This is a genomic window from Brevibacterium sp. AGC70, assembly GCF_057334195.1.
This window is the reverse complement of sequence record NZ_JBHFIH010000014.1, coordinates 1-26978: the sequence shown is the minus strand read 5'-3', so window position 1 is coordinate 26978 and position 26978 is coordinate 1. Positions and strand designations below refer to the sequence as shown.

Here is a 26978-nt window from a genome sequence, read left to right as displayed (position 1 = left end):
GGCCCGCTTTCTGTTCTCGTTCCGGCATCGGTTAGGATATTTGAGCCTCCGTAGCTCAGTTGGATAGAGCAACCGCCTTCTAAGCGGTAGGTCGCGGGTTCGAGCCCCGCCGGGGGTACTTTGGGGCTACTTCTTCTCAGACTGAGAGACCAAGTGACGCTCCCAGTATTCCCACCAATAGGCAATTACCCGTCGTTACGGCGTGGCAATTGGTGCACGGCTGGGAAAACGTAGAGAGTGGATGCGTGATGACAGACAGTAAGAGTGCCGTGACGCCACCAGTGGGAGGAGCGCTGAGCGATATCGCGAAGCGAGTCTCCGAAACCCGCTTCACCTTGCAGACCGAAGATTTCGCTGACGGTCGCGAACTGCACCGTCAGCTCTCCTCGGAGTTGACTGACTACCTGCTGCCGCGGATCAATCGGACGCAGACGCCCTTCATGATCGCCGTGGGCGGATCGACCGGCGCGGGCAAATCCACGCTCGTAAACTCACTGGTGGGACGAACAGTGAGCCCTGCCGGAGTGCGCCGACCAACGACGGGCAACCCGATCGTGGTCCATAACCCCGCCGACACCAAATTCTTCGAATCACAGTCCTTCCTGTCCGATCTGCCTCGCAGTGCGGACCCCACGACTTCGACCCCATCTGTCGTACTCGTTCCCAATGACGACGTCGAACCCGGCACCGCTGTGCTTGACTGCCCGGACATCGACTCAATTGCCGAGTCGAACCGCGAGCTGGCTCGACGAATCCTGATGAGCGCCGACCTGTGGATGTTCGTGACCACAGCCAACCGCTATGCCGATGCTGCACCCTGGGCCCTGCTGAGGGACGCCGCGGTTCGCAACACCTCCGTGGCCATCGTGCTCGACCGGGTGCCGCCGGAGGCGAATCGCGAGGTCAGGCACCATCTTTCCAGCCTGCTGTCCGAATCGGGTCTGGCGAATTCGCCGATCTTCGCGGTGGCTGAACTCGAGCTGGCAGAGGGCCTGCTGCCTCACTCAGCGATCTATCCGATCCGATCCTGGATCAATCAGGTGAGCTCGGAGGCCCAGTCTCAGGAGCGCATCCGACAGCGGACCCTCACCGGATCGATCGGCGCAATGCCCGCCCAGGTGAAGTCTCTGGCCGACTACGCAGAGTCGCAGGAGTCGACTTTCGACGATCTGCAGCTCAGCCTTGACCAGACCTTCAATGCTGCGAGCGAAGGACTTGCCGAGATATTCTCCGACGGTCGCGTCCTGCATGGAGAGGTCAATGCCAGATGGCAGGACTTCGTAGGGACGGGACAGCTCTTTCGCGGTCTGGAGCCCACCATGGCTCGCATGCGCGACAGAATCTCCGCTGCGGTCACAGGCAAGCACGATGCTGCCTCGCCTCTGCACATCGCGATACTGCGCAGTGCAGCGATCTCACTGCGGGAACAGGCGATCGGTGTCGTTGACGAGATCAGTGCTCAGTGGCTGCGCAATCCGGCCGGATCGGCGTTGCTGGACGCACACCCCGAACTCCGGCAGAGCGCGAACGACCTTGAGGATGCGGTCAAGTCTGCCGTGAGCGGATGGTCCAACGAGGTGAACGCGCTCGTGCGAGACATCGGCCAGGGCAAGAAGTCTAAGGCCAGGATCCTGTCGTTCGGCGTCGGCGGAGTCTGCGCTGTCGTCGAATACGCGGCATTCTGGGACCCTAAGTACACATATGCAGACGATCATGCTTCGCGCAATGACGCGAATGTCGCTCTCAGTCTCGCCGGCACGATCTTCGGTGAACAGGAGGCCGTGAATCTCATCGGATCTATCAGGGATCGCTTCCTGACTACAGCGGCAGGAATCCTCGGCGACTGCCGCATGCCTTTTGACAACGTATTACGACTATCCGCGGTACCGGCGCGGCAAGCGGGCGTTCTGCGCGCCTCCGGTGATCGACTTGAGGTGGCATTGTGAACGATCCTGCACAGTCCGAGATCAGGCGTCGGGCCGAAGGCATCCGAGACACTCTGTCTCTGGGGCCCGACAAACTGAGTCCTGAAGTTCGCGAAGACGCGCAGAATCTGCTCGACCGCGCCGAGGATCGCCTCGGCCTGGGCGAGGAATTCACCGTCGTGGCCTTCGCTGGTTCCACTGGCTCGGGAAAATCGTCACTGTTCAACGCTGTCGCCGGGCTGGACATCGCCCGGGTCGGTGTTCGCCGTCCGACTACTTCCCGCCCCACTGCATGTGTGTGGGGCGAAGGTGGCAACGACATCCTCAACTGGCTGCATGTCCCAGAACGCAGCCGGACCTGGCGCGAATCGGCGCTCGACGGTGACGATCAGCGTAAGCTCCATGGTCTGATTCTGCTTGATCTGCCTGACCACGATTCGACCGCAGTCAAGCATCGTGTCGAATCTGATCGACTCGTGGGCCTCGTTGACGTTGTCTTCTGGGTCGTCGACCCACAGAAATATGCTGACTTCTCACTGCACTCCGAATACCTGGCGAAGCTGGCAGAGAACAGCGCGAACATGGTCGTCGTTCTCAACCAGGTCGACAAACTCAGTGACGAAGAGCAGAAAGCTGCTGCTGACCACCTGCAGAAGCTGCTCGTCGAGGACGGGCTCACCGACACCAAGGTGCACTTGACGTCTGCCGTGACACGAGATGGTGTTCCTGAGGTCCGGTCGATTTTGGCTGACACCGTCGATTCCAAGCAAGCCGCCTCTGAACGCCTGTTGGCTGACATGCAGGCGATGGCGAAACGGATGCAGAACGAACTCGGCGAGCCGGTGGTTCCACCCGATGAACGTCCGGGAGCTTCGCGTCTGGTGGAGACAATGTCTGATGCCGCCGGCGTCGATGCTGTCGCGCAGACCGTCCACGATGACTATATTCGCCGGGCTTATCGCAAGACGGGGTATCCGGTGCTGGCATGGATGCAGAGAAATGCCCCCGATCCGTTGGGAGCTAAGCACGGTCAAGGCAGAGACGAACTCATCCGCGCGTCGGTGCCCGCGACCAGCAGAGCCCAAAGCTCTCAGGTGCGCCTGATGGCCCATGAGCTCATCGCAGAATCAGTGTCGACTATGCCGCGACCATGGCAGAGCGCAGTCGCGGAGGCTGAGAAGGCGAGCACTGCTGAGCTGTCCGACACGCTGGACTCCGCCGTCACCGCTGTGGATATCAAACCGCAGACTCCCGGTTGGTGGTCCTTGGCCAGGTTTCTGCAGATCATCTTCTTCATCGCCACGATCCTCGGGCTGCTGGGTGTCATCGCCACAGCGATCCTCGCCATCGTAGTGCCCGGAGTGCTTCCGGGATGGAGCTGGATTGTCAGTATCGGTCTGCTGGTGGTGGGGATCATCGGGTCCGTTGTGACTTCGGTGATCGCCAAGTCCGCGCGGAACAAGGGCGCGAATGAGGCGGCCAGCGACGTCGATCGCAAACTTCGCGAGGCTGTTGGGAGCGTGGCACAGAGCTCCTATCTGGAGCCTGTCAATGCTGTGATCGGCGAACACCGGCGCGCCTACGAGACGCTGCACTGACACTTCTGTGCACATGAGCAACGACTCGTGTGCCAGTGCCCTGTGGACGGTAGACAACCGTCCACAGGGCATTTTTCATGTCTGGACACTGGGCTGCCTGGCACGCTCAATGGTGGTTGACGTGTTCGGTCGATTCAGACCGTTTCGTCCCCGATGGGCGATCCGGCAGGGCAGATCACGAAACTACCCAAGAAATGAGGCAACACGATGTCCATCATTCCGATCAACCTCAGCGGTACTGTGGCCGCCGATCCGCAGAGCCGGACGCTTCCCTCGGGCAGAGCCTGCGCTTCCTTCCGTTTGGCGGTCAATCATTGGCGCCTGGACAAGGGGACCGGGGAATATGTCTCCGATACAACTTCGTGGTTCAGCGTCGACTGCTATGGGCCCTTGGCCAGCAACGCCTCGATGAGCCTCCATCAGGGAATGTCGGTGGTGGTGCAGGGGACCCTGAAGATCCGAGAATGGTCGACAGCGGAGAAGAGCGGAATCTCTCCGACTGTAGTCGCTGAGCACATCGGTCCCGATCTTCGCTACGGAACCGCCAATTATCAGAAGGCCGGCAGTGTGAACCGACAACACGATGGCCAGGCGCAGGAATCGTCAGGCAGCGACTCAGCCTGGGGAAGCCTCGGCGGGGCAGGCGCAGACGATGTCGGCCCCGATGCCTCCGAAGCGTCGAGCCTCGGCGCAGGGAACGAGGGAGAAGGCGACTCGGTAGGTGCAGGAGATGATGTGACTGCCGATGCTGCCGGAGGAGACTCCGGAGACCTTGATGATGCCATCGCTCGTGACACGGTGAGCGCAGCAGCACCGTTCTGAGCGAGGAGGAACAGAGCTGCATCACGGTCATCGCAGGGGTCACGTGAACTTGTCGATGCTGGAACACGTCGGATCTGACCGCGATAGTGCGCGCAATCGGTTAAAGTGAGACTGTTCATCGTTCCCACCTGCTGAGGTTGTTGATGCGTCTCGTTCCCCTCCTGAGTCTCGGAGCTCTGACCTTAGCTCTGTCGGGCTGTTCGCTGCTGGGTATCGGTGGTGATAGTTCTGATCCGACGCCCGCCCGCACTCCGGCGAAACCGGTTGCCGAGGTCGACAAGGTCGTCAAGGCACTCAAACCACTGACCGGCAATGAGGAAAAGGTTCCGTCGACGAAGAAGTTCTTCACGACCATGATCGATGCAGGCTACGATGCGGACCAGCTCGAAGCCACAATCGACGATTCGCCGTTGGGCAATGACGTTCCCTCGAAGATGTTCGGCGTCAAAACCGACAAAGGCTGCGTCATCGGAGAGATTCGGAAGGGCAAGGCGACTGCAGAGCTGATGCCTCCCACAGAATCGACCGGTTCGTGTCTGTTCGGCGAGGTCGAACGTCCGAAGGGTGTGAAGGCGCCTGAAGGCGACAAGCGCGAAAAGGACGGCGATTCCAACGGCGCCGGGCATATGCCTGGCGAGGATATCAACGGCAAGGACGGAGCCTCAGAGAGTCCGGCGCCAGACGAAGGGTCGGAAGGCACCTCGTCACAGGGCACATCTTCAGACGGCTCTTCATCCGAAGGTTCTTCTGAGGGCACCTCCTCCGAAGGAACTTCCTCCGAAGGCTCTTCGTCCGGAGGGACATCGTCGGAAGGCGGCTCCTCCGAGGGGTCATCTTCGGGTGAAGCACCGTCGTTGGGCGGCGGTTGATCCAAGGGTTTCGAGGAGTGACTCAATTGGCACTTGTGCGTGCTGAACCGATAACCTGAGGTTATTATGGCCGAATTCATTTACACCCTTCACAAGGCGCGTAAAGCGCACGGCGACAAAGTCATTCTGGATGACGTGTCGATGTCCTTCTACCCCGGTGCGAAGATCGGCATGGTCGGTCCGAACGGTGCCGGTAAGTCAACGATTCTCAAGATCATGGCCGGACTCGAACAGCCGTCCAATGGTGAAGCTAGGCTCAGCCCCGGCTTCACAGTGGGCATCCTGCTGCAGGAGCCACCACTGAACGAGGACAAGACTGTTCTCGGCAACGTCGAAGAAGGCGTCGGCGAGATCAAGGCAAAACTCGACCGCTTCAACGCGATCTCTGAGGAGATGGCCAGTCCCGATGCAGACTTCGATGCCCTGATGGAGGAGATGGGCAAGCTGCAGGAAGCGATCGACGCTGCGGATGCCTGGGACCTCGACTCTCAGCTTGAGCAGGCGATGGATGCTCTGCGCTGCCCACCGCCCGACGCTGACGTCAGTGTGCTCTCAGGTGGCGAACGCCGCCGTGTGGCGTTGTGCAAACTGCTGCTCGAAAAGCCTGATCTGCTCCTGCTCGATGAGCCCACAAACCACCTTGACGCGGAATCTGTGCTGTGGCTGGAACAGCACCTGCGGACCTACCCCGGCGCTGTCATCGCAATTACTCACGATAGGTACTTCCTCGACCACGTGGCCGAATGGATCGCTGAGATCGACCGCGGACACCTCTACCCCTACGAGGGCAACTACTCGACCTACCTGGAGAAGAAACAGGAACGTCTGCAGGTCCAGGGCAAAAAGGACGCGAAGCTGTCGAGGCGCCTCAAGGACGAACTCGACTGGGTCCGGTCCAACCCGAAGGCCAAGCAGACGAAGTCCAAGGCCCGTCTGGCACGCTACGAAGAGATGGCAGCAGAGGCTGAGAAGACCAAGAAGTTGGATTTCGAAGAGATTCAGATCCCTGCCGGTCCTCGCCTCGGCGACATCGTCATCGAAGCCGACAGCCTGCAGAAGGGCTACGATGATCGTCTTCTCATCGACGGGCTCAGCTTCTCACTGCCGCGTAACGGAATCGTCGGTGTCATCGGCCCCAACGGCGTCGGCAAGACGACTCTGTTCAAGACCATCGTCGGACTCGAAGAACTCGACGGGGGAGACCTCAAGATCGGCGACAGCGTCAAGACCTCCTACGTTGACCAGTCCCGCGGCGGAATCGACCCCAACAAGAACCTGTGGGAAGTCGTTTCCGACGGACTCGATTTCATTCAGGTGGGCAACGTGGAGATGCCGTCGCGAGCATATGTCTCCGCATTCGGGTTCAAGGGCCCGGACCAGCAGAAGAAGGCGGGAGTGCTCTCCGGTGGTGAGCGCAACCGCCTCAACTTGGCGCTGACCCTCAAACAGGGCGGAAACCTGCTGCTGCTCGATGAGCCGACAAACGACCTCGACGTGGAAACGCTGGGTTCCTTGGAGAATGCACTCCTGGAGTTCCCCGGCTGTGCAGTGGTCGTCTCGCACGACCGTTGGTTCCTCGACCGCGTGGCCACGCACATCCTCGCCTGGGAAGGCACAGAAGACAACCCCGCGGGCTGGTACTGGTTCGAAGGGAACTTCGAGTCTTACGAGAAGAACAAGATCGAACGACTCGGTGAAGACGCGGCTCGCCCTCATCGCGTGACTCACCGTCGCCTCACCCGTGACTGACTGGTTGAGTTCTGCGTGATGGACACTGTCAGCGCAGCGCACAGGGCTGATTGCCTACTGATGATGCCCCGGTTGATGACCGGGGCATCATCAGTAGGCAGGAGTTCTGCGTGTTGAGATCGGTCAGCGCTCTGGCAGCCGCCTATCGGGAGAACAGATCGCCGAGGCGAAGCACAAGCTTGAAGAGATATCTCACGGCGATGGTGCCGACGATTCCGATGACGATTGATAGGAGCGCAATCAGCGCGAGGTTGATGTCCATTGCCTCGCGGAGGAATACCAGGGCCACGATCGTGATGACGATGAAGAGCGCGACATTGACCAGACGGGAGAGGATCCTCCCAAGGATCTCGATCATCGCGGTGTCGTGGTTCACTGAGGTGCCTTGATGCGGACCATGCCCTCCTGCGCCACTGTGGCCAGCAGCTCGCCGGTTTGGGCGAAGATCCGCCCGTATCCGAGACCGCGGCCTCCCTGGGCGGCGGGAGACTCCTGAACGTAGAGCATCCACTCATCGACCCGGACCCGACGATGCCACCACATCGCGTGGTCGAGGCTCGCCACCCGGAGCCCCGGACTCGTCCAACTCAGTCCCTGACGGCGCAGTACCGGTTCGAGCAGGTTGAAGTCGCTGGCGTAGGCCAGTGCGGCAGCATTGAGCACCGGATCATCGCCGAAGGGCGAGCTGGCGCGGAACCACACGTGCTGCCGTTCGCGCTGGCGGTCATCGGTGGAGGTGAGATACAGGGAGGCCTCAACTGGACGGATCTCGAAGGGTCGCTTATTCAACCATTCGGTGACCTGTGGTGTGTCCTGTCCTGCGAGAATGTCGCGCAGCTCCGGGCACTCCAGTGGACCGGGCAGGCCCGACGGCATGGTCTCAGCGTGTTCGAAGCCCTCCTGCTCGATTTGGAATGAGGCGATCAGGGACAGGATCGGCACATCCTTCTGATAGGCGTGGACACGCCGAGCGGAGAACGATCGCCCGTCACGGAGTCGTTCGACGCCGAACTCGATCGGTTCGCTGACATCCCCGGCACGAAGGAAATAGCCGTGTAGTGAATGGATGAGGCGATCATCCGGCAGGGTCGAGGCAGCGGCGACTACGGATTGTGCCACCACCTGACCGCCGAAGACACGCCCATCTGGCTTGTATTGGTTCTGTCCGACGAAGTAGTCGCTCTCTCGAGACGCTGAAGCGGAACTCAGGGTGTCGAGTTCGAGCACTTTGCGCAGTGTGTCGACGTTCGCCTTCGCAGTCGTGGGTTCTACATCGCTCATATGGGCCTCCAGCCTGCGACAATGATTCTCGTCGTTGTGCTCATGATCCTATCGCGGCACTCACCGCCGCAGTGAAAGTGGCATGATGGGTCCTATGCACACTGGCACCACAAATCCCCATCTGCACGAATTCACACGAGTCCTGCTGGAACTGAGATGGGGTGACATGGATGCCTACGGCCACGTCAACAATGTCACTCAGCTGCGCCTGCTCGAAGAGGCACGTGTCCGAGCGTTGGGGTCACCGACGCACAGCACCGATGCCCCCACAACTCCTGGTCAGCTGGGAATCTCGGGCACGGTATCGGGGATCACGATTCCGGCGATCTTCGCCGAGGCTTCGAACACCACCGAGCTGCTCGTTGCCTCGCACACGATCGAGTATCGCCGACCGATTCCCTATCGCGCGGGACCCATTGCCATTGACCTGGTCATCAGCGAGGTCAAGCCGGCGTCTGTGACCATCGGTTACGTCATCGCCGAACCCGATGGTTCGGTCGCCTATACGCTGGCGGAGACGGTCATCGTCTTTGTGGACAGAACAAACTCTCGACCACGGCGCCTGAGCCAGGAGGAGACAGCAGCTATGTCAGATGTCATTCGACCAGCCGTTCCGATGCGGAGTCGCCGGTGACGGAACTGGAGATCGCCGATCCGCTCGCGATGAAGGATCTGGCCGCATTCACTTCGCTGGCCCATCGTCTGGACCCCGATGGAGCCATGCGTCTGCACGTATCATCGACCGTGCTCGTCGTGACCATTGCACCCCTGTACCCGCATGGGATCGGCGACTCCACACCCCTGGTGCTGGCTATGCGCATGCTGCGCCTGAACGGACCGGAAATGGACGGTCTCGATGAGGTCGTGCCCTTGGCCAACCTCAAGGATCGCTTCGCCAGAGAGGAGAACGCCACCCGTCTGCCAGTCCCGCCGAACTCGGTCCTGGTGTCCTGGACCGGCATAGCGCCCCCGAAGGGGCAGTGGTCGGCCCGTGACAGAATCGCCGGTGACGTCCTTCGTTCGACCGCCGAGGCGGGAGTCGCGGAGATCAGCGACGGTGCTCCCGAGGGTGCCGGCTCACACGCGGTGAAGGCACTGCGTTCGCGTGTGTGGTCGAAGCCGATGACAGGGGTAGGAGGCACAGAGCTGCCCGGGGGGCTCGCATTCGCCGCGAGCGCGCTGCGGTTCATCCCGGAGGCCGATACCGCCTCGGCGGGGGAGACCACCGAGGAATACGAAGTCTTCGCGACCTCCGGATGGCTGCGTATCTCAACTCCGGGCGGGCATCTTCTCACCCGGGCCCGATGACCCCTCAGCGGTGACAGCTCGGCGTCGCTCCCGCAGGCAGCGCCGAGCTCTCAGACCGGATTGCTGTTCGTGTTGACCATGGCCGTAGCCGCCCGTTGGAAATAGTCCCAGAAGATCTCATCGTAGAGCGGCGGCAGCGCCACATCATCAAGCGCTGCCCGCATGGACGTCAGCCAACGGTCACGAGCGTCGAAGTCGACGGCGAAGGGGAAATGGCGCATCCGCAGCCGTGGGTGGCCGCGTTCTTCCTGGTAGGTCGTGGGACCGCCGAAATACTGCTCCAAGAACATCTGCAGCCGGTGCTTGGCGCCGGTGAGGTCGTGTCCCTCCGGGTACATCGCGATGAGCACCTCGTCGCGGTCCACGTGATCGTAGAAGACATCGACGAGGCGGGTGAAGGTGGGATGGCCGCCGACAGCGTCAAAGATGGTCTCGTTCGATGTCTGGGTCATGTTCAGCTCTCTCTGTCTGAGGTGTCGGTTCCGGCTTCATCCGCTGTCGACCGGATCTCGTCATCACTGGGCAGCGGCGAGGGTCCGTGATCCTTGGTTCGCCGCGTCACATGGGTGGCCCGAGCCTGGTCATCGGCGTCGGCGTCGATGGTGCTCTCAGGCGACTCAGTCGACCGCGGAAGCGTCCTGAGGACGGTCTCCTGAATGATCGGGATGGTGATTCCGCGCCTGTCGAACTCATTCGTGAGTTCCGCCCGGAAGGCACGTTCGACCATCCACTGCAGATTGGGCTTCGTCTTGATCATCGTCCTGATCACCCTGTACTCGGCAGAGAGAGACTGGACGCCGGCGATCTCGGGGAGTTCGAGCATTGCGGAGGCGACCTCCGTGTCCTTGGCCATTTCAGCGGTGACTGTTTCAGTGATCTCACGGTAGGTGTCCATGGAGGTGGAGTAGTTGACGGGGATCTCGAGCACTGCACGCGCCCAGCCCTGCGACAGGTTGCCGACTCGCATGATCTCACCGTTGCGCACGTGCCACAGGGTTCCCGTGAGATCACGTACAGCTGTCTTGCGGAGACCGAAGTCCTCGACCTCGCCGACGGCTTCGCCCAGGTCCACGGTGTCGCCGATGCCGTATTGGTCCTCGATGACCATGAAGAACCCGGACAGGTAGTCCTTGACGAGCTCCTGAGCGCCGAAGGCCAATGCCACACCGACGATGCCAGCCGAAGCCAGGATCGGTGCGATATTGAAGTTCAACTGGTCGAGGACCATGAGGATCGCGATGACGCTGATGATGATCGTCGCCACGGATGAGAGCATCCGGCCCACGGTCTTCGCCCGCTGCGCGCGGCGTTCACGGATCACAGTCGGCTCGATGCCGGTCCGCTGGGATTCCATGACCGAGCTCGAGAACTTGCTGTTCTCCGCCTTCTTCTCGCTGCCGACGGTGCCCTTGGCCACTGCAGTGGAGAAGCGTCGGATGAACAGCCGCATCACCATGTTGAGCACGATCGCGCCGATGATGATGATGACGATCCTCAGCGGAGCATCGAGGAGAAAATCCCAATCGATCTTGGGTGCGGTCACGAGGTCAGTCTTCAGTGCATCGAAAGTCATGATGCCACGAGCCTAACGGCCGAAGGTCAATGCGCCCTTGGAACTGCTGGACACTTCCTGAGCGCTCAGAGCTCGCTGGGCATCGGCAAGATTCTCACGCATCAGGCGAACCAGACCTTTAGGGGCCGCGGGATGATCGTCGAGCCACTCCCGGGCGGCTTTGACAGTGTGCTCGCTGACCGGGGGGAACAGCCGCAGCGTCATGGTCTGCGCCATCTCCAGGGTCCTCGTCTCCCACCATCCGGAGACCCGCTGGAAGTACTCGGTGGAGAAGTCGCGCAGTGGTTCCTCCGAGACGAGGATCTCACCGGTCTCCGTCTGTAGACCGGAGGCGAATCCCAGCGCCAGAGCCGCGAGTTCCGAGTTCGGGAGGTCAGCCTCGTCGAGGATGCGGATGAACGCCTTCGACTTCGCCGCCGAGGTGGGGCGTGCGCTGCGAGCGGTCGCAGCCTGACGTGCTCCGGTGGCCGAAGGATCCGTCTTGGTCATGGCCGTGATCGCAGAGTCATCTATTGCATCGTGTGCCGCGAGTGCGATGATGATCTCCCAGGTGAGATCGGTGTCGATGGTGATCCCGTGGACTGTGTCCCCGGTCGCGTCCAACCAGGACTGCAGCTGGGAGATCTGGGCCTGAGATGAGGCATGTTTGATGAAGCCGCGGACGAATTGGAACGCCTGGTCTGTGCCTCCGGCCACCGTGTCGAGGAGTTGCGCGAACCGGTCGGCGATGGACGCGTGAGCCTCTGCCCGCGCCTCCGGGGCCAGGTAGGCCCCGACAGCGGTTTCGAGTTGACGCATCTGGGAGAGCAGTCCCGAGGAATGTGTCACGGCCGCACAGTTGTCCAGGACAGTGGTGATGTAGTCCTGGGCCGGACGCTGTCCGTCGCGCACCGTGTCCCAGAGGGTCCCGAGGATCAGCAGCTGCGTCAGCGAGTCGTCGAAGTCCCCGAGCCGCTCGGCCGCGACGTCCATGCTCTCGCGATCGAACCGGACCTTCGCATAGGTCAGATCATCGTCATTGACGATGATGACGTCGGGTTTGGGCAGTCCGCGAGCCTCGTCGACGGTGGTCGAGTCCGAATCGATGTCGATCGGGAAGCTGTGGGTGCGGACCAGTCGGCCACTCCCATCGTCGGAGTAGAATCCGATGGCCAGGCGATGCGGACGCAGGGACGGAGCCGGCTGTCCTTCGATGATCCATGGCTTCTGGGTCACACGCAGCTTCGTCACCACCTCGGCGCCGTTGCCGGACTCGGTGTCGACCTCGGCTTCGATGAGGTTGATGCCGGATTCCTCGAGCCATAGCTTCGACCAGGTGGCGAGGTCACGTCCGCTTGTCGCCTCGAGCTCGCCGAGGAGGTCTGGCAGTTCGGTGTTCGACCACGCGTGCTTGTCGAAATAGCGTTTGAGACCGGAGAAGAACTCTTCCCGGCCGACCCACGCGACCAACTGTTTGAGCACCGAGGCGCCCTTGGCGTAGGTGATGCCGTCGAAGTTGACCTCGACATCTGCAAGGTCTTCGATGCTGGCGACGATCGGGTGTGTGCTCGGGAGCTGATCCTGGCGGTAGGCCCACGACTTCTCGATCGTGGCGAACGTGGTCCATGCCTCCGTATACTCGGTGGCCTCAGCGGTGGCCAGAGTCGACATGAACTCCGCGAAGGACTCGTTGAGCCACAGGTCGTTCCACCATTTCATCGTGACCAGATCGCCGAACCACATGTGCGCCAGTTCATGGAGCACGGTCACGGTGCGGCGCTCGACAAGGGCCTCGGTGGGCCGAGACCGGAAGACGTAGTTCTCCAGAATGGTCACGGCGCCGGCGTTCTCCATCGCACCGGCATTGAACTCGGGGACGAAGAGCTGATCGTACTTCTCGAACGGGTAGGGCACCCCGAACTCACGTTCGTAGAACTCGAATCCGGCTCGTGTGATAGTGAACAGGTTCTCGGCATCGAGATGGTCGAAGAGCGACTCGCGGCAGTACAGGCCAAGGGGGACAGGCGAGCCATCGGAGGAGATGAGCTCGGAATGCACGCTGCGGTACGGGCCGGCCACGATCGCAGTGATGTAGGAGGAGATCGGAGTCGTCGGGGCGAACTGCCACACAGCGGTGTCCTCAACCGGCGCTTCGTCGAGTTCGGTGAAGACTTCGCTGGGATCACCGGGAGTCGGAGTGGGGGAGTTCGACACGACCGTCCAGCGCGCAGGCGCCACAACAGTGAAGGAGAACGAAGCCTTGAGATCGGGCTGTTCGAACACAGGGAAGACGCGTCTGGCGTCGGGAACCTCGAACTGTGAGTAGAGGTAGACCTCATCGTCGATGGGATCGACGAAGCGGTGCAGGCCCTCACCGGTGTTCATGTAGTAGAAGTGGGCATCGATGACGAGCTCATTCTCATCGGCGAGGCCCGGCAGAGTGATCCGGGACGCAGAGACGACCTCGGAGGCCTCGAGATCGAGCCCGTTGAGTCGGATTCGTTCGACGCTGGCGGTGATGGCATCGATGAATGTCGTTGACTCGGGTGTTGCGGTGAAGCGGATGCGGGAGCGAACTCGGAAGCTGTCGCCCTCTCCTGTGAGAATCAGGGTGTTCTCGTAGCTCGAGACGTCGACGAGGGATGAACGTCTGCGAGCTTCCTCGCGGGTGAGGTTGTATTGGGGCACTTTGAGGTGACCTCCGCTTCGGGTCCGGGTGTACTTCGCCATTCTTTCATGGACGCATTCCTCATCGGTGCTAAGGCTTGATAAATTGGCCTCGGACATCGCGGGAGTTTCGCCGGATCCCGCGCCCACCCTAATGAGGAGTGAAATTGAGCAGAGAAACACTTGACCTGTGGTTCGACACGGCCTGCCCGTGGGCATGGATGACGTCGCGCTGGGGCCTGGAGGTCGCCAAGGTCCGCGACATCGACGTGAAGTTCCATGTCATGAGCCTGAACATCCTCAACCGCGACAAGGACATCCCGGCCGACTACCGGGAGCTGATGGATCGTGCTCTGGCACCCATGCGCATCGTCACCGCTGCAATCGCCGAACACGGCGAGGAGATCACCGAGTCTCTCTACACGGCGATCGGAACCCGCATTCACCCAGGCGGCGAGCAGGACTTCGGCAAAGCCGTCGCCGAGGCGCTGGACGAGGTCGGTCTGCCCGCTGACCTCATGAAGTACGGCGAGCGCGACGACTATGACGCTGCTCTCCAGGAATCTCATGATGAGGCACTGGCACTCGTCGGCGACGATGTGGGCACGCCCATCTGCCGTGTGGCAGGAACGGCCTTCTTCGGCCCGGTCGTCACTCCGGCGCCGAAGGGCGAGGATGCAGGTCGACTCTTCGACGGAGTTCTCGCTGTCGCCTCGACTCCCGGCTTCTTCGAGCTCAAGCGCACGCGCAATCAGGGTCCGATCTTCGACTGAGGCTGTGACCGCGTCTCACACACGTCCCGAAGCACACACAAACACACGCACAGTCTTTCCCGGGCATCTGGTCCCGGGCACTTCGAAGGAGTGACCACATGAAGGTTCATCTCGGAACCGACCACGCAGGATTCGAATTCAAAGAGGTTCTCAAGGCCCACCTCGGCGAGTCGGGTCACGAGGTCATCGACCACGGCGCGCTCGAATACGACGCACTCGATGACTATCCCGCGTTCTGCATCGCCGCGGCACAGGCCGTCGTCGATGATCAGGCAGCGGGTGTTGAGGCCCTCGGTGTCGTCATCGGCGGGTCCGGCAACGGAGAGCAGATCGCTGCGAACAAAGTCAAGGGAGCCCGGACCGCCCTGGCCTGGAACACTGACACCGCCAAACTCGCGCGCGAGCACAACAACGCTCAGATCGTGTCGGTGGGCGCCAGACAGCACACAGAGGCTGAGTCGATCGCCATCGTCGATGCCTTCCTCACGGAGCCCTTCTCCGGCGAAGAGCGGCACGAGCGTCGGATTCGGATCATGGACGAGTACGAGGCCACAGGCAAGGCCAGCTTGTGATCACGGGGGCAATGCTGTGAAGATCCGTGGAGCCGTGCTTCGGGACATGGGTGCCCAGCGCCCATACGCTCAGACTCGGCCGATGTCGATCGAGGACCTCGAACTCGACGGGCCCGGTCCCGGTGAGGTTCTCATCCGTCTCAGCGCTGCCGGTGTCTGCCATTCCGATCTCTCCGTCGTCGACGGCAACCGGCCCCGGCCGCTGCCGATGCTGCTCGGGCACGAAGGCGCAGGAATCGTCGAACAGCTCGGTGCAGGTGTCGATGACTTGGAGATCGGCGATCAGGTCGTCACCGTGTTCCTGCCGCGCTGCGGCGAATGCGCGAACTGTCTCACGGACGGCAAACTCCCGTGCACTCCGGGCAGTGCCACGAACGGCACGGGAACATTGCCGTTCGACGGACATAAGGTCCGCCTTCACGATGGTGCGGGTGCCGAAGTGCTCCACCACCTCGGTGCGTCGGTGTTCGCCTCCCACGCCGTGCTCAATCGCGCCTCAGTCGTCCCGGTGGCCTCCGACGTTCCCGCATCGATCGCGGCCGTGCTCGGCTGTGCGGTCCTCACAGGTGGGGGAGCGGTCCTCAACGCGGGAGTTCCGGGACCTGAGGACGAGGTCATGATCGTCGGATTGGGCGGGGTCGGGATGGCTGCCCTGATCACGGCACTGTCCATTGAGACTGCCGGCGTCGTCGGCGTCGATGCGAATCCGGACAAACTGCTCCGGGCAAAGGAACTGGGCGCTGCCGAGGTCTACACTCCTGAGCAGCTGGGCCAGCGACGGGCACCGATCGTCATCGAATGCGTCGGCCATCCGCGGGCCTTCGAAACCGCGTTCTCCGCGACCGCGGTCGGCGGGAAGACCATCACGGTGGGCTTACCTGCCCCGGACGCGCAGTCACACATCACCCCGGTCACTCTCACCGCCGAGGCACGCACCGTCATCGGTTCGTACCTGGGCTCGGCGGTGCCCAGCCGTGACATTCCCGTCTACGCCGATCTGTGGCGTCAGGGCAAACTGCCGGTCGAGGAGCTGGTGTCGGACACAATCGGCCTCGATGACCTCAATGAAGCCTTCGACGCTCTGGCGGACGGAACTGTTGTGCGGCAGGTCATCGACTTCCAGCGCTGAGGTCGGAGGGAATGCGGAGGATCCGGTCGTCGCCGTCGGACGGATCGCCGCGCCCGTCCGTGTTGTTCGTCAGGATCCATACCTCGCCATTCGGTGTCGTCACCACATCACGCAGGCGACCGAACTCACCGGAGTAGGAAACATCGGACTCGGCGACATCCGCTGATGGCACGGTCCGCAGCACCTGCCCGCGAAGGTTGGCGATGAGAATTGTGTCGTGGCTGATAGCGATTCCACTCGGGCTGGCCTGGTCGGGGCTCCACTGCTGAACCGGATCGATGAAATCTTCGTCATCGGCGCCCTCTGAGATTCCTTCGACCTCCGGCCAGCCGTAGTTGCCGCCGGCCTCGATGATGTTGAGCTCGTCCCAGGTGTCCTGGCCAAACTCGCTGGCATACATGGTGCCGTCCTCGTTCCAGGCCAATCCCTGCGGATTGCGGTGGCCATACGAGTAGACGAGGGAATCGTCGAAGGGGTTGTCCTCGGGCACGCTGCCATCGGGCTTCATTCGCAGGATCGAACCCGAGAGCGACTCACGATCCTGTGCGGCACTCTGGTCGCCGGCGTCGCCGACCGTTGCATAGAGCATCCCGTCCGGGCCGAAAGCCAGGCGCCCACCGTTGTGGAATCCGGCCTTGGCGATGCCGTCGACGATCGTCTCGGGCGAGCCGAGTTCGATCCCATCAGAACCGCGCGTGATCGGAAAGCGCTGGATTCGGTTGTCCGATTCGGCAGTGAAGTAGGCATAGAGACTGTCGCCGCGGACGCTGAGTCCCAAGAGACCACCCTCACCCGAGGCGGAGACGCCTGCAACCGTGGCGGCCTCCCGGACGTCTGCGGGGCGCTGAGAGCCGATTTCGAGGATGCGAGCGGAATCCCGTTCACTGACCAGAGCCGTTTCCTCATAGAAGGCAATCGACCATGGGGCCTCCAGATTCTGCGCCACCACCTCCGATTCTGCATCGACGCGGCTATCGTCATCGGCCCCGTTGCCGTTCTGCGAAGCGGGAGCAGCCGAGCTTGCTGAGGGCGAATCTGCGTAGGGCGAATCTCCCTGATCGGAGCCGCAGCCACTCAGCGCCAGCAGGAGTGTCATCGCCATAGCGGCGCGTCTACGGGCGGTGGCAGCAGCACGGTCTCCGATCTGTGACACGAGGTGGTGCGGACCCGCGCATGGTGGCACCTTGTGGAGGGGGCTGTTGTGTCGTCGGGTCGGCATCGGCGGCGCACCTTTCGGCCTCGGCAATCTGCGAGCCTGCCTTCCCATTGTCCCCTGTGCTGACGAAAGATGGGAGGCGAGATCATCATGAGACTGAGTTCAGCACGAGGCAGTAGTGGGCCATAGATACGAAGAAAGCCGCCCGGACATTCAGTCCGAACGGCTTCACTATCGTCGGGATGACAGGATTTGAACCTGCGACCCTCTGTTCCCAAAACAGATGCGCTACCAAGCTGCGCCACATCCCGCGACGTAGACAATCTAACCACAGGCAGGGGTCAAGATGCACATCGATTCGGCTCCTCATCGCGAATGGGATGCAGGTCACAGGCGGCACGTGAAGTCGCGGCAGGCGGTGTGACTCAGCTCATCTTCGGGCGATTTGGCGGCCGGTGCGGATGTCGACTATAGTCGTTAACGCAACACGGGGATGTAGCTCAATGGTAGAGCCTCAGTCTTCCAAACTGATGGTGCGGGTTCGATTCCCGTCATCCCCTCCAAGGTGTCGTCGCTGGTCACAGCGGCGACATTGTTATTTCAGGGGAAGAAACCAACACCCTCAATCACCCCAGCGTGACCTAAAATGACCTAACTCGATAGGCCGGGTTCGGAAAGTTCCGAATCATGTCACGCCCACATGCCGCGTTCGCGATCACCGACCGGGCCACCACCGAATCATTTACCTACGTCCCCGGCGACGGCCGCAGCCTGGCCGCCCTCTACCCCGACGCAAACGACGAAGCCACCGCCACAGTCGAACTCGTCACCGACACACTCGACACCGGCGACCTACCCGATATCGACACGCTCGAATTCCTGGGCTTGACGATCATCCCCGAAGCACCCGCCGCCGACTGGGATGGTGTGGCATGAGTGCGCGTGCGGTCTTCGGTGCCATTGACCGTCTCCCATCGGGCCGGTTCCGAGTCCGCTATACCGCCCCCGACGGCACACGCCATAAGGTGCCCGGGACATTCCCCACACGCGCCGAAGCCGAAGCCGTGCGGGTTCGCGTCCATGCCGAAGTCATTGGCAACAATCCCGTCATCGCGAAGCCAACGACGATCACCGTCGGGCAATACCTGGCCGACTACCTCGACCACGCTAGGGCCACACTCAGGCCGCGCACCCTCGACCTGTACCGACGCACCGCCGATTCGTGGATCCTTAAGCCCGTCGGGACCACGACGACCGTCGATATCTCGACCGTGACGATGCAAGCCCTGACACCCGGATTCGTTCGGTCCTGGTATCTGGCCCTACTAGACGGCACACGCGCGGCTGCACTCGATCGGGGGCCGAAGTCACGCCGGGGACCACACCCGGCCCGGGTCTGGGCCACGGCGCACGGGTTCGATATCCGCCCGACCGGGGCGATCCCGACCGATGTGGTCCATGCGTGGCGCGCTGCCGGATCCCCGACCCGACCGACTCGACCAACGACGACCGGGACACAGTATCCGGGCCGAACCGCTGCCGCTGGGGCATATCGACTCCTGCGCACTGTGCTCATCCAAGCCGTGCGTGATGGACTCATCGCCGCAAACCCGGTCCACGTCAAAGCGGCCGGGACCGCACCACACCCGGAACGACGACCCTTGACGGCTGTGGAAGTCGTGGCCTTGGCCGACGCGATGCAAACGTACTTCTTGCCCAAGAGCTCGACGACCTTGTCACAGACTTCATCGAGGAGGTCTGGATCGTGAGCGACTGGCGCTGTGGCGACAACGGAGGTCTCGACCTCGGCATGGCCCTCGACGTACTTCTCTGCGCGCTTGGAGTCGAAGGGGAAGTCATAGAAGTGCTGGATGATGTCAGTCGTGGTCTGGCCAAGACGGTAGGTGTGGTCCAGCGACAGGACAACGGCTTCGGGATCGCGCTCAAAGGCGATCGGCGCCGAAATGTGCGGGGGAGTGTGAGTACGGTCGAAGACTTTTGTGTCGACAGTGACGACTGGACCAATCTGGCCGGGATCTCCGACGAAGAGCACCTGATCAGCCTTGTCGATTGCGGCCATGGTGTCTGAGAACGAGGACTGGTAGGCCTCGTCGACGATGTAGAGGCCACCGTCGCCCTTCTCAGTGTTTTTCCGACTCATAACAGCAGAGGCGATGGTTTGGACCGCAATAGCACCGGTGCCCAGCGAACTCCCGACCCCGACGCGCTCAGCCCAGGCTTCGGGCATAATCTTCGAAGACGCGGCCACGACAGAATCGGAACCGAATGCCTCGGCAATTCGGGTGATGAGTGCCTGGCCGGAGCCATTAGTGGGTGTCACTACCGTCACTGGCAGTGTCGGCAGCTCCGAGTAAAGGTAGTCGGCCAGTCGGGCGACAAGAGTGGACTTGCCAGCACCGGGAGGTGACTTGATGATGGTGGTTCGGGTGCCCTTCCATACGTTGTAGAGGGCGCGGGCGAAGACTGAGCCGGGCTCAATGGGCATCGGCCCGATCAGTGGCTTCTTGGCCGCCTTCTTCGGCTGGCCGGTCTGGCCATCGGTCGTTACTCCCTTGACCGCGAGCGAGGGAGTCAAGCCAATGTCTGCAAGTGATATTCCCGTCATACTTGCTACTGACGTTGAGTCAAAACGTGGCTCAACGCTCTGGACCACCAAATAGTGAGATTAATCGGCGGAGTGGTGCAATCTTGGGTCTAAAGACATATGACCCTGTTCAACCCGCCTCCCATCAGTGTGAGCCGGATTAAACTGGTCCTGGGTTTGTTTGCCTCAAGACGGGGGCCACTTCGTCCACGCTGGGCATGTGGAGCGGAGTCTCAGCAGAGAATACACAGGGAGTTCGCCCTGGTGATCGTCGTACTTGTGAAGCAGAATGAGAAAGCAGGGTTTTGACGAGAAGTGAGGATTTTTGCCATGGCCATATCTGACTCATTGGCACGTGATGCCTACATCTACGCGTATTCCATAGATCAGGCGTACTCGTTCTTGTATGAAACGACGATCAAGAACCGGCTGCCATTCAATGAGTTCCAGAAACTACGCGACCTTGCTGATGACACATACACAGCGCATCCAACTATCAACAATGACACGTTGCATCTTCAGGGATGGTTCGACGTCGCTGCGGAGCCGGTGGTGGTTACGGTGCCGCACTTCGATGAGGGGCGCTATTGGATCCTTCATACGATGGATCTAGGCCATTACACCAACGCTATGATCGGCTCCCGAGCACGGGGGACGCAAGGGGGAACGTTTATGTTCGCCTCGAGCGAGTGGAACGGTGCAGTTCCGGCGGGCGTCAACGAGGTCGTCCGTTCCCAATCCCATCTGATCAAGGTGATGGCCAGGATCATGACCATCGGAGGTGCGGATCTAAACGTCGCCCGCACGCTGATGGACGAGTGGAAACTCGAAACTCTTTCAGCCTATCTCGACTATGAACCGCCGCGACCCGTCGAGCGTCGTTTTCCCGACCCAGATACTTCGACATGGATGGAGCGCGTAAACTTTGTTCTCGCCGACGGCAGTATGGCTGAGGCTGATGCAGAGTGGCTGGAGCGCTATGCCCAGATCGGGCTCGAAGCAGGTAGGACAGATTTTACTTCCGAACAACGTGCTGCGGAGGTACGAGGCGAGGCACTAGGAATGGCCCACCTTCAAGAGTTGGCACCAACTCTCACCAATTCGAAGCAGGTTTTAGGCACCCGGGAGGAGCTCGGATCAGGGCCGCGAGACCTCTTCGCGGTAGGAACGCTGATCGGACAATGGGGTCTACCGCCAGTGGAGTCGGTCTACGTCAAGATCGAAGCGGGAGCAGATGGGCTTCCTTTGAATGGTGCGAACGGAAAGCGTTACCGTGCAACATTCGAAGCTCCCGACGTCACAGAATTCTGGTCGTACACTGCTTATGGGTCCGATACCCGCCTCATGGAACACAACTCACTCAATCGACATTCGCGCGGGGATCGCACGATGCCTCGCAACGATGACGGCACCTACACGCTCCTCCTCGGATCTGATGTCGAAGGACAGGGCGATGACCCGAACTTCCTCCCGATTCCTGAGAAGGACACCTATCTCATTCTCCGTCTCTATGGACCCAGCGAAGAGATCCAAAACGGCGAATATGCGGCGCCGGAATTCGAGGTGCTTGACTGAGAGGTGAGTGCGCAAATTGGTCCTGGACTATGTGGCTGGGTGAGTATTGGGTAGGTTGTCGTCCCGAGAGTTTCCAGAAGACCAGTTGGAAAGCTGGTCATTTGGCAGGATGAGCTCGTAGTAGCTCGTAGTAGCTCGTAGTAGCTCGGAAGAAGCTCTTCAGCCTTCGACACCTTCTTCAGTACAAAACGCGTGCCAGATAGAACTGTTGAATCGGGAAAGCATCTGGATGCTGCGGACATGCCTTCTCTGGGGATTGACTGGATCCGATCGACTTGGTGACTGATTCAGCGCATAACTCGAAAATGAAATAGGGGAAGGGGGCCTCGTCCGGATGATATCGACTGTTGCGGTGAGTCGAAATCGTCTGGAGCTTCAAAATCGGTGTACCGGAGAGTGCTTTGATGAGAACACATTTCAGCAGAAATCTCCGACAGTGGCGCTCGATGGCCTCCCTGCGAGAGTGTGATGTCGCTGGAGGTTTTGCCTAATATTTGTGCGCCGTCTGAAGTCATGTTAGAAGGGCTGGTTCCCCTCTTGGGTCCATCAGGCATAGCAGTCTCAGGTGGTTGTTAACGAAGAAGTCACAACGGGCATGGACGCTGAAACTCCACGTTCTTCGATGCGTCAGCTCGAATAAGACGTGCAGACACATTTCGACTAGTGTCCAACGACACTTCAGGCAACTCTTTGACCAAATCCTATGAACTGGCTCACAGAAGCATTAGTGTTGATTGCATACATCCGCAGTGCCACCGGAGGATTACGTCAGTGTCGATTGAAACGAGAAGACCCGCGAACAGGCGCATCGCGCTATGGATCGTCGTAGTAATGCTCGCATCAATGCTCACTGTCTCAACGGAAATTGCTGCCCCAGCACCCGCAATAGGAGACCAGGATCCGACGATGTGCCAGGACACTGTCGGCCTGGTCAACGGCGGATTTGAAGAACCGTCGGTGCCCGCCAACAGCTACGCCCTCCTCTCCGAAGGGAAAGTACCCGGTTGGAGGACTAACGACTCTCGGAACAAGATCGAGATCTGGAGTGACGGATTTAATGATGTTCCGGCGGCTGAAGGTGATCAATTTGCCGAACTTAACGCATATAGTGCGGGGCGCTTGTACCAGACTGTAGAAACTACTCCGGGGCAAACTCTTTCTTGGTCACTTCAGCATCGTGGGCGGAACGGAACGGACACCATGCGGGTCCTGATCGGTGCGCCGGGAGAGGCACAGCAGGTAGGCCCTGAACTCAGTGACGGGCAGACGTGGGGGACGCATTCGGGAAGCTACGTGGTGCCTGAGGGGCAGACGACCACAACGTTCGCTTTCGAAGCTGTTAGCTCGTCTGAAGGCAACGTAGCTAAAGGCAATTTGCTCGACAACATTTCGTTCGGCACGGGACCCTGTCTCATCAGCGAAAAGTCAGCTGAGAATCTCACCTCTGGTACCGATGCGGCCGAAGTCGGCGACATCATTCGGTATTCAGTGACCACTCGAAATGGTGGCGGCAACCCTGCTCTCGCCGCCGTTTCCACTGACGCGTTGCCCCCTGGCCTCGATTATGTGCCCGATTCTCTGCAAATCGTGAGCGGACCTGGCGCCGGGTCCGTAACCGACGCTGGGGGAGACGACCGCGGCGAGTATGAATCTGATACCAATACAGTCAGCCTGCGACTGGGCACGGGTGCCACTGCAGATGCTGGCGGGAGGGTGGCTGCTGATTCGGCCACGACGTATTCTTTCGATGCCCGGGTGAACGTCGACGCGGCGGGTACAACCGTGGAGAACGAAGCCCAGGTTTCCTTCCACGATGACATCATCGACGAGGATCGAGTCTCGACGACGCAAACTACACAGACGCCGGTCGGGAACGCAGCCGACCTAGAAGTGACAAAGACGCTCGATACCGACCCTGTTGTCGCTGGTGAACCTGTGACCTTTACCGTTACTGGAACCAATCACGGACCTCACGCTGCGTCCGAAGTCACGCTAGACGACACGCTACCGGAGGGGTTATCCGACGTCGAGGTGACTTCAACAGCAGGAAACTGTACAACAACGTCGACGACCGTCTCATGTTCGGGACTCGACCTACCCGTAGATGACACAGTCGAGCTCACTGTCACAGGCACCCTATCGTCTACCACAGAACCCGGAACCGGTCTCGTCAATACCGCGCGGATTGACTCGACAACTACCGACCCGGATCGCGGCAATAACGTCACCACCGCGGCCGGAACGGTGACAACCGCCGGTGATGTCTCCGTGACCAAGAAATTCGAGCCAGAACAACCTGTCGCTGGCGACGAAGTTACTTACACTCTGGAAGCAACGAACTCCGGGCCATCGGACGCTCGCGACGTTGTACTCACCGACCCCCTAGATCCTGCAACCACTTTCGTTAGCGCCAGTTCCGAGGCCGGAGAGTGTAGTAACGAGGACAACACCGTCGTATGTGCAGTCGACCGTCTCGGCCCAGGAGAACGCACCACCGCGACAGTCACCGTGACGCTCGACCCTGACGCTGAAGTGGCGGTGCAAAACACCGCAACCGTTACGTCGTCGACTTCAGATACTGATGCTTCAAATAATGCTTCCTCGACGAGTTTCGACCCGTCAATCATCTCCGACCTTGCCGTTTCGAAAACAGCTTCCACAGACACAGTGACCGCCGGAGACCCTGTTACCTTCACAGTCGAGGTAACAAACGACGGGCCGTCGACTGCCGAGAACGCCGTCGTCACTGATACTCTTCCTGTTGGATTCTCCATCAACGACGTTAGCGCCGCAGACGGTGGCACCTGTGCGGTGACCGATCCAGATATCCGTTGCACTTGGGACGCACTCGACCCGGGAGAGGTCACCACCGCTACGATCGAGGCGACAATCGACCCGGACGCACCCGCTGGACCTGTCACCAACACCGCAGCCGTGGCGTCTCCCGCTGATGACGCTGACGAAGCGAACAATGCTGATTCCGCGACGATAACGGTCGAGCAAACTGCTGACTTGGCCATCGAAAAGACCGCGACACCCAGTCCGGCCGTTCCTGGTACCAAAGAGACGTTCACCATTACCGTGACCAACAACGGCCCATCGACGGCTCGCGGAGCAACAATCACGGATTCATTGCCGGAGGGGCTCTTGGACCCCGTGGTCGACGATGAGGACTGTGCCATATCCGGTGGATCGCTCACGTGCATAGTTGGGGACCTCGATCCGAACGACTCCCGGACTGTCACTTTGACCGGGTCCGTCGACCCAGCTTCTACTGGCACCCTAAGCAATACCGCGACCGCCGATACGGCGACATCGGATCCGAATCCGGACAACGACGAGTCCACCGTGGACGTCCCTCTGGAACCCGCGGCCGATGTCTCTGTGTCAAAAACGACCTCGACTCCTGAGGTTTCGGTCGACGGCACAGTCCATTACGACGTGACCGTGACCAACAAGGGTCCTTCGACCGCGACTGGCGTCACCGTCACAGACACAGTCGACGACGGAATCGCGCTGACCGGAGCCGAGGCTTCGGCAGGAACGTGGTCGGGTAACACTTGGTCAGTCGGCGACTTGGCCCCTGGAGATGACGAGACGATCACAATCGACGGCCTTGCTCATGCCGAGGGCACTTTCACCAACACCGCTACGGCTTCGGCTGATACTCCGGACCCTGATTCCGAGGATCTTACTGACACTGCCGAGGTGCGGGTGGACGCCGCCGCAGACTTAGGCGTCACGAAAAGTATCTCTTCGGATCCCGCACCTCGCAACGGTGAGGTCACCTATACTGTTACCGCGGTCAACGACGGCCCGAGTGATGCGACCGAGGTCGTCGTCACCGACGCACTCCCGATCGCCCTCCTTAACCCGGTCACCTCTGACGAGAATTGCGAGATCGACGACGGCACACTCAAGTGCACCGCTGAGTCCCTTCCGAACGGTGGGAGCGTGGAGTACATGGTGACCGGAACGATCGATCCAGCCACCAACGAGGAAGCGATCACGAACACCGCGGAAATCACAGGGGCGCAACCAGATCCGAATTCTGACAACGATTCCACCTCAATTGACACTCCACTTACCGGTGACGGCGCGGTCGAACTAACCAAGAACGCCGGAGCTCCCGCCGACACAAACGGCGACGGAGCGATCGGAGCCGGTGATGAGATCGACTACGACTTCACAGTTGCAAATACCGGAGACACAACTCTCAATAACGTGGTGATCGACGATCCGCTACTCGACGGCACCATCGCCTGTCCCGCCCTCGACGGAGCTACTCTTGCACCCGGCGACGAGATAGATTGCGGACCGATCTCCTACGTTCTCGACCAAGACGACATCGACGCAGGAAAAGTCGACAACACGGCTTCGGTCGTCGGCGAGTCCCCGCAGGGCCAAGTCGACGATGAAGCATCGACAACAGTTTCCATCCCCTCAGTTGACGGCATCAGCCTCGAGAAGACCAGCGGCGAGCCCCAAGACGTCGACGGTGACGGGACACTTGGCGCCGGTGACTCTCTCGACTACACCTTCACGGTGACGAACACAGGCACGACAACGCTCACCGACGCTGAGGTTGATGATCCGCTGCTCGGTGGTGCTGTCGAATGTCCCGAACTCGACGGCGTCGCCTTGGCTCCCGGTGACACGTTCACATGCTCGCCCGTGACGCACACCATCAGCCAAGATGACGTCGACGCGGGGAAAGTTCATAACAAGGCCACTGTCACCGCAGATTCGCCGAGCGGAGAAGCGACCGATGATGCCGAGACTGAAGCCACGATCGAGGGCTCCGACGCAGTCGAGCTGCGTAAGTCCGCTGGCGATATCGTCGACGTCGATGGTGATGGTCGTTTCGGCGCCGGTGACCAGATTGAATACTCGTTCACGATTCGCAATACCGGCACGACAACGCTCACCGACGCTGAGGTTGATGATCCGCTGCTCGGTGGTGCTGTCGAATGTCCCGAACTCGACGGCGTCGCCTTGGCTCCCGGTGACACGTTCACATGCTCGCCCGTGACGCACACCATCAGCCAAGATGACGTCGACGCGGGGAAAGTTCATAACAAGGCCACTGTCACCGCAGATTCGCCGAGCGGAGAAGCGACCGATGATGCCGAGACTGAAGCCACGATCGAGGGCTCCGACGCAGTCGAGCTGCGTAAGTCCGCTGGCGATATCGTCGACGTCGATGGTGATGGTCGTTTCGGCGCCGGTGACCAGATTGAATACTCGTTCACGATTCGCAATACCGGCACGACAACGCTCACCGACGCTGAGGTTGATGATCCGCTGCTCGGTGGAGCGGTCATCTGCCCGGCGGCAGTTGGTTCGACCGTTGGTCCCGACGAATCCGTCACGTGCGAAAACGCTACCTACACGCTC

Annotated in this window: 20 protein-coding genes, 3 tRNA genes and 1 pseudogene; 16 read left to right on the top strand and 8 right to left on the bottom strand. The window is 60.7% G+C overall.

Annotated features, from left to right (window positions below; all coding sequences use genetic code 11):
* Positions 1 to 44 precede the first annotated feature (44 nt).
* From ACE03M_RS10260 to ettA, 6 genes are all read left to right on the top strand, one after another.
* Positions 45 to 118 (top strand) — tRNA-Arg (locus ACE03M_RS10260).
* Positions 119 to 248: 130 nt separating this feature from the next.
* Positions 249 to 1946 (top strand): dynamin family protein, encoded by a 1698-nt coding sequence (locus ACE03M_RS10255; RefSeq protein ID WP_485933887.1) that lies wholly within the window; start codon positions 249 to 251, stop codon positions 1944 to 1946.
* Positions 1943 to 3523: a GTPase gene (locus ACE03M_RS10250; RefSeq protein WP_485933886.1), complete on the top strand. Its 1581-nt coding sequence runs from the start codon at positions 1943 to 1945 to the stop codon at positions 3521 to 3523. The genes ACE03M_RS10255 and ACE03M_RS10250 overlap by 4 nt, the downstream gene beginning before the upstream one ends.
* A gap of 207 nt (positions 3524 to 3730) precedes the next feature.
* Positions 3731 to 4345, top strand: coding sequence for a single-stranded DNA-binding protein (locus ACE03M_RS10245; protein ID WP_143923291.1), 615 nt, complete (start codon positions 3731 to 3733; stop codon positions 4343 to 4345).
* A 143-nt stretch (positions 4346 to 4488) separates the two neighbouring features.
* Positions 4489 to 5214 carry a DUF6993 domain-containing protein gene (locus ACE03M_RS10240; RefSeq protein WP_485933885.1) on the top strand — a complete coding sequence of 242 codons (726 nt, stop codon included), beginning with the start codon at positions 4489 to 4491 and terminating at the stop codon, positions 5212 to 5214.
* A 66-nt stretch (positions 5215 to 5280) separates the two neighbouring features.
* Positions 5281 to 6963, top strand: a complete 1683-nt coding sequence (gene ettA, locus ACE03M_RS10235; protein ID WP_204233742.1) for an energy-dependent translational throttle protein EttA — start codon at positions 5281 to 5283, stop codon at positions 6961 to 6963.
* Between the two features lie 142 nt (positions 6964 to 7105).
* On the opposite strand, the gene ACE03M_RS10230 is transcribed toward ettA, so the two are convergent.
* Complete coding sequence (locus ACE03M_RS10230; RefSeq protein ID WP_260848171.1) at positions 7106 to 7339, bottom strand: hypothetical protein; 234 nt, start codon at positions 7337 to 7339, stop codon at positions 7106 to 7108.
* Positions 7336 to 8244, bottom strand: coding sequence for an acyl-CoA thioesterase (locus tag ACE03M_RS10225; RefSeq protein WP_143923288.1), 909 nt, complete (start codon positions 8242 to 8244; stop codon positions 7336 to 7338). Before ACE03M_RS10225 ends, ACE03M_RS10230 begins: the two co-directional genes overlap by 4 nt.
* 94 nt (positions 8245 to 8338) lie before the next feature.
* Between ACE03M_RS10225 and ACE03M_RS10220 the strand changes: the two genes are divergently transcribed.
* Positions 8339 to 8878, top strand: a complete 540-nt coding sequence (locus ACE03M_RS10220) for an acyl-CoA thioesterase (protein WP_143923287.1) — start codon at positions 8339 to 8341, stop codon at positions 8876 to 8878.
* Complete coding sequence (locus ACE03M_RS10215; protein ID WP_143923286.1) at positions 8875 to 9552, top strand: DUF8185 domain-containing protein; 678 nt, start codon at positions 8875 to 8877, stop codon at positions 9550 to 9552. Before ACE03M_RS10220 ends, ACE03M_RS10215 begins: the two co-directional genes overlap by 4 nt.
* A gap of 50 nt (positions 9553 to 9602) precedes the next feature.
* Here the strand turns inward: ACE03M_RS10215 and ACE03M_RS10210 are convergent, their stop codons facing one another.
* From ACE03M_RS10210 to pepN, 3 genes are read right to left on the bottom strand one after another with little or no spacing between them, the layout of a single operon-like run.
* The gene (locus ACE03M_RS10210; protein WP_143923285.1) at positions 9603 to 10004 is read right to left on the bottom strand and encodes a globin; all 402 of its coding nucleotides are present in this window, start codon (positions 10002 to 10004) and stop codon (positions 9603 to 9605) included.
* A 2-nt stretch (positions 10005 to 10006) separates the two neighbouring features.
* Positions 10007 to 11125, bottom strand: a complete 1119-nt coding sequence (locus ACE03M_RS10205; RefSeq protein ID WP_485933884.1) for a mechanosensitive ion channel family protein — start codon at positions 11123 to 11125, stop codon at positions 10007 to 10009.
* Between the two features lie 12 nt (positions 11126 to 11137).
* Complete coding sequence (pepN, locus tag ACE03M_RS10200; RefSeq protein ID WP_485933883.1) at positions 11138 to 13834, bottom strand: aminopeptidase N; 2697 nt, start codon at positions 13832 to 13834, stop codon at positions 11138 to 11140.
* A 104-nt stretch (positions 13835 to 13938) separates the two neighbouring features.
* Here pepN and ACE03M_RS10195 point away from each other — a divergent pair, with 104 nt between their 5' ends.
* From ACE03M_RS10195 to ACE03M_RS10185, 3 genes are all read left to right on the top strand, one after another.
* The gene (locus tag ACE03M_RS10195; RefSeq protein WP_485933882.1) at positions 13939 to 14544 is read left to right on the top strand and encodes a mycothiol-dependent nitroreductase Rv2466c family protein; all 606 of its coding nucleotides are present in this window, start codon (positions 13939 to 13941) and stop codon (positions 14542 to 14544) included.
* Between the two features lie 98 nt (positions 14545 to 14642).
* Complete coding sequence (locus tag ACE03M_RS10190) at positions 14643 to 15116, top strand: ribose-5-phosphate isomerase (protein WP_485933881.1); 474 nt, start codon at positions 14643 to 14645, stop codon at positions 15114 to 15116.
* Between the two features lie 16 nt (positions 15117 to 15132).
* A complete protein-coding gene (locus tag ACE03M_RS10185) occupies positions 15133 to 16245 on the top strand; it encodes an alcohol dehydrogenase catalytic domain-containing protein (protein WP_485933880.1) in 1113 nt (370 codons plus the stop codon).
* Here the strand turns inward: ACE03M_RS10185 and ACE03M_RS10180 are convergent.
* Both ACE03M_RS10180 and ACE03M_RS10175 read right to left on the bottom strand, forming a co-directional pair.
* Positions 16226 to 17347 carry a PQQ-dependent sugar dehydrogenase gene (locus tag ACE03M_RS10180; protein ID WP_485933879.1) on the bottom strand — a complete coding sequence of 374 codons (1122 nt, stop codon included), beginning with the start codon at positions 17345 to 17347 and terminating at the stop codon, positions 16226 to 16228. The genes ACE03M_RS10185 and ACE03M_RS10180 overlap by 20 nt on opposite strands.
* A 291-nt stretch (positions 17348 to 17638) precedes the next feature.
* Positions 17639 to 17712, bottom strand: a tRNA-Pro gene (locus ACE03M_RS10175).
* Positions 17713 to 17890: 178 nt separating this feature from the next.
* Between ACE03M_RS10175 and ACE03M_RS10170 the strand changes: the two genes are divergently transcribed.
* The 3 genes and pseudogenes from ACE03M_RS10170 to ACE03M_RS10160 all read left to right on the top strand — a co-directional run.
* Positions 17891 to 17964 (top strand) — tRNA-Gly (locus tag ACE03M_RS10170).
* Positions 17965 to 18088: 124 nt separating this feature from the next.
* Positions 18089 to 18337, top strand: coding sequence for a hypothetical protein (locus ACE03M_RS10165; protein WP_485933878.1), 249 nt, complete (start codon positions 18089 to 18091; stop codon positions 18335 to 18337).
* Positions 18334 to 18480 (top strand): annotated as a pseudogene (locus ACE03M_RS10160) (site-specific integrase); the annotation flags it as partial. The gene ACE03M_RS10165 and the pseudogene ACE03M_RS10160, both read left to right, overlap by 4 nt.
* Positions 18481 to 18554: 74 nt before the next feature.
* Here the strand turns inward: ACE03M_RS10160 and ACE03M_RS10155 are convergent.
* A complete protein-coding gene (locus ACE03M_RS10155; RefSeq protein WP_485933877.1) occupies positions 18555 to 19997 on the bottom strand; it encodes an AAA family ATPase in 1443 nt (480 codons plus the stop codon).
* Between the two features lie 339 nt (positions 19998 to 20336).
* Here ACE03M_RS10155 and ACE03M_RS10150 point away from each other — a divergent pair, with 339 nt between their 5' ends.
* Both ACE03M_RS10150 and ACE03M_RS10145 read left to right on the top strand, forming a co-directional pair.
* Positions 20337 to 21581 (top strand): DUF1254 domain-containing protein, encoded by a 1245-nt coding sequence (locus tag ACE03M_RS10150; RefSeq protein ID WP_485933876.1) that lies wholly within the window; start codon positions 20337 to 20339, stop codon positions 21579 to 21581.
* 831 nt (positions 21582 to 22412) lie between these two features.
* Positions 22413 to 26978: DUF7507 domain-containing protein (locus ACE03M_RS10145; RefSeq protein ID WP_485934302.1), on the top strand; the 4566-nt coding region annotated here is incomplete at its 3' end.

Bases quoted from the DNA above. Each gene is read 5' to 3' on its own strand.
- ACE03M_RS10255 (WP_485933887.1), top strand. From the start codon at position 249: ATGACAGACAGTAAGAGTGCCGTGACGCCACCAGTGGGAGGAGCGCTG.
- ACE03M_RS10245 (WP_143923291.1), top strand. From the start codon at position 3,731: ATGTCCATCATTCCGATCAACCTCAGCGGTACTGTGGCCGCCGATCCG.
- ACE03M_RS10240 (WP_485933885.1), top strand. From the start codon at position 4,489: ATGCGTCTCGTTCCCCTCCTGAGTCTCGGAGCTCTGACCTTAGCTCTG.
- ettA (WP_204233742.1), top strand. From the start codon at position 5,281: ATGGCCGAATTCATTTACACCCTTCACAAGGCGCGTAAAGCGCACGGC.
- ACE03M_RS10225 (WP_143923288.1), bottom strand. From the start codon at position 8,244: ATGAGCGATGTAGAACCCACGACTGCGAAGGCGAACGTCGACACACTG.
- ACE03M_RS10220 (WP_143923287.1), top strand. From the start codon at position 8,339: ATGCACACTGGCACCACAAATCCCCATCTGCACGAATTCACACGAGTC.
- ACE03M_RS10210 (WP_143923285.1), bottom strand. From the start codon at position 10,004: ATGACCCAGACATCGAACGAGACCATCTTTGACGCTGTCGGCGGCCAT.
- ACE03M_RS10205 (WP_485933884.1), bottom strand. From the start codon at position 11,125: ATGACTTTCGATGCACTGAAGACTGACCTCGTGACCGCACCCAAGATC.
- pepN (WP_485933883.1), bottom strand. From the start codon at position 13,834: ATGGCGAAGTACACCCGGACCCGAAGCGGAGGTCACCTCAAAGTGCCC.
- ACE03M_RS10190 (WP_485933881.1), top strand. From the start codon at position 14,643: ATGAAGGTTCATCTCGGAACCGACCACGCAGGATTCGAATTCAAAGAG.
- ACE03M_RS10180 (WP_485933879.1), bottom strand. From the start codon at position 17,347: ATGGCGATGACACTCCTGCTGGCGCTGAGTGGCTGCGGCTCCGATCAG.
- ACE03M_RS10165 (WP_485933878.1), top strand. From the start codon at position 18,089: ATGTCACGCCCACATGCCGCGTTCGCGATCACCGACCGGGCCACCACC.
- ACE03M_RS10150 (WP_485933876.1), top strand. From the start codon at position 20,337: ATGGCCATATCTGACTCATTGGCACGTGATGCCTACATCTACGCGTAT.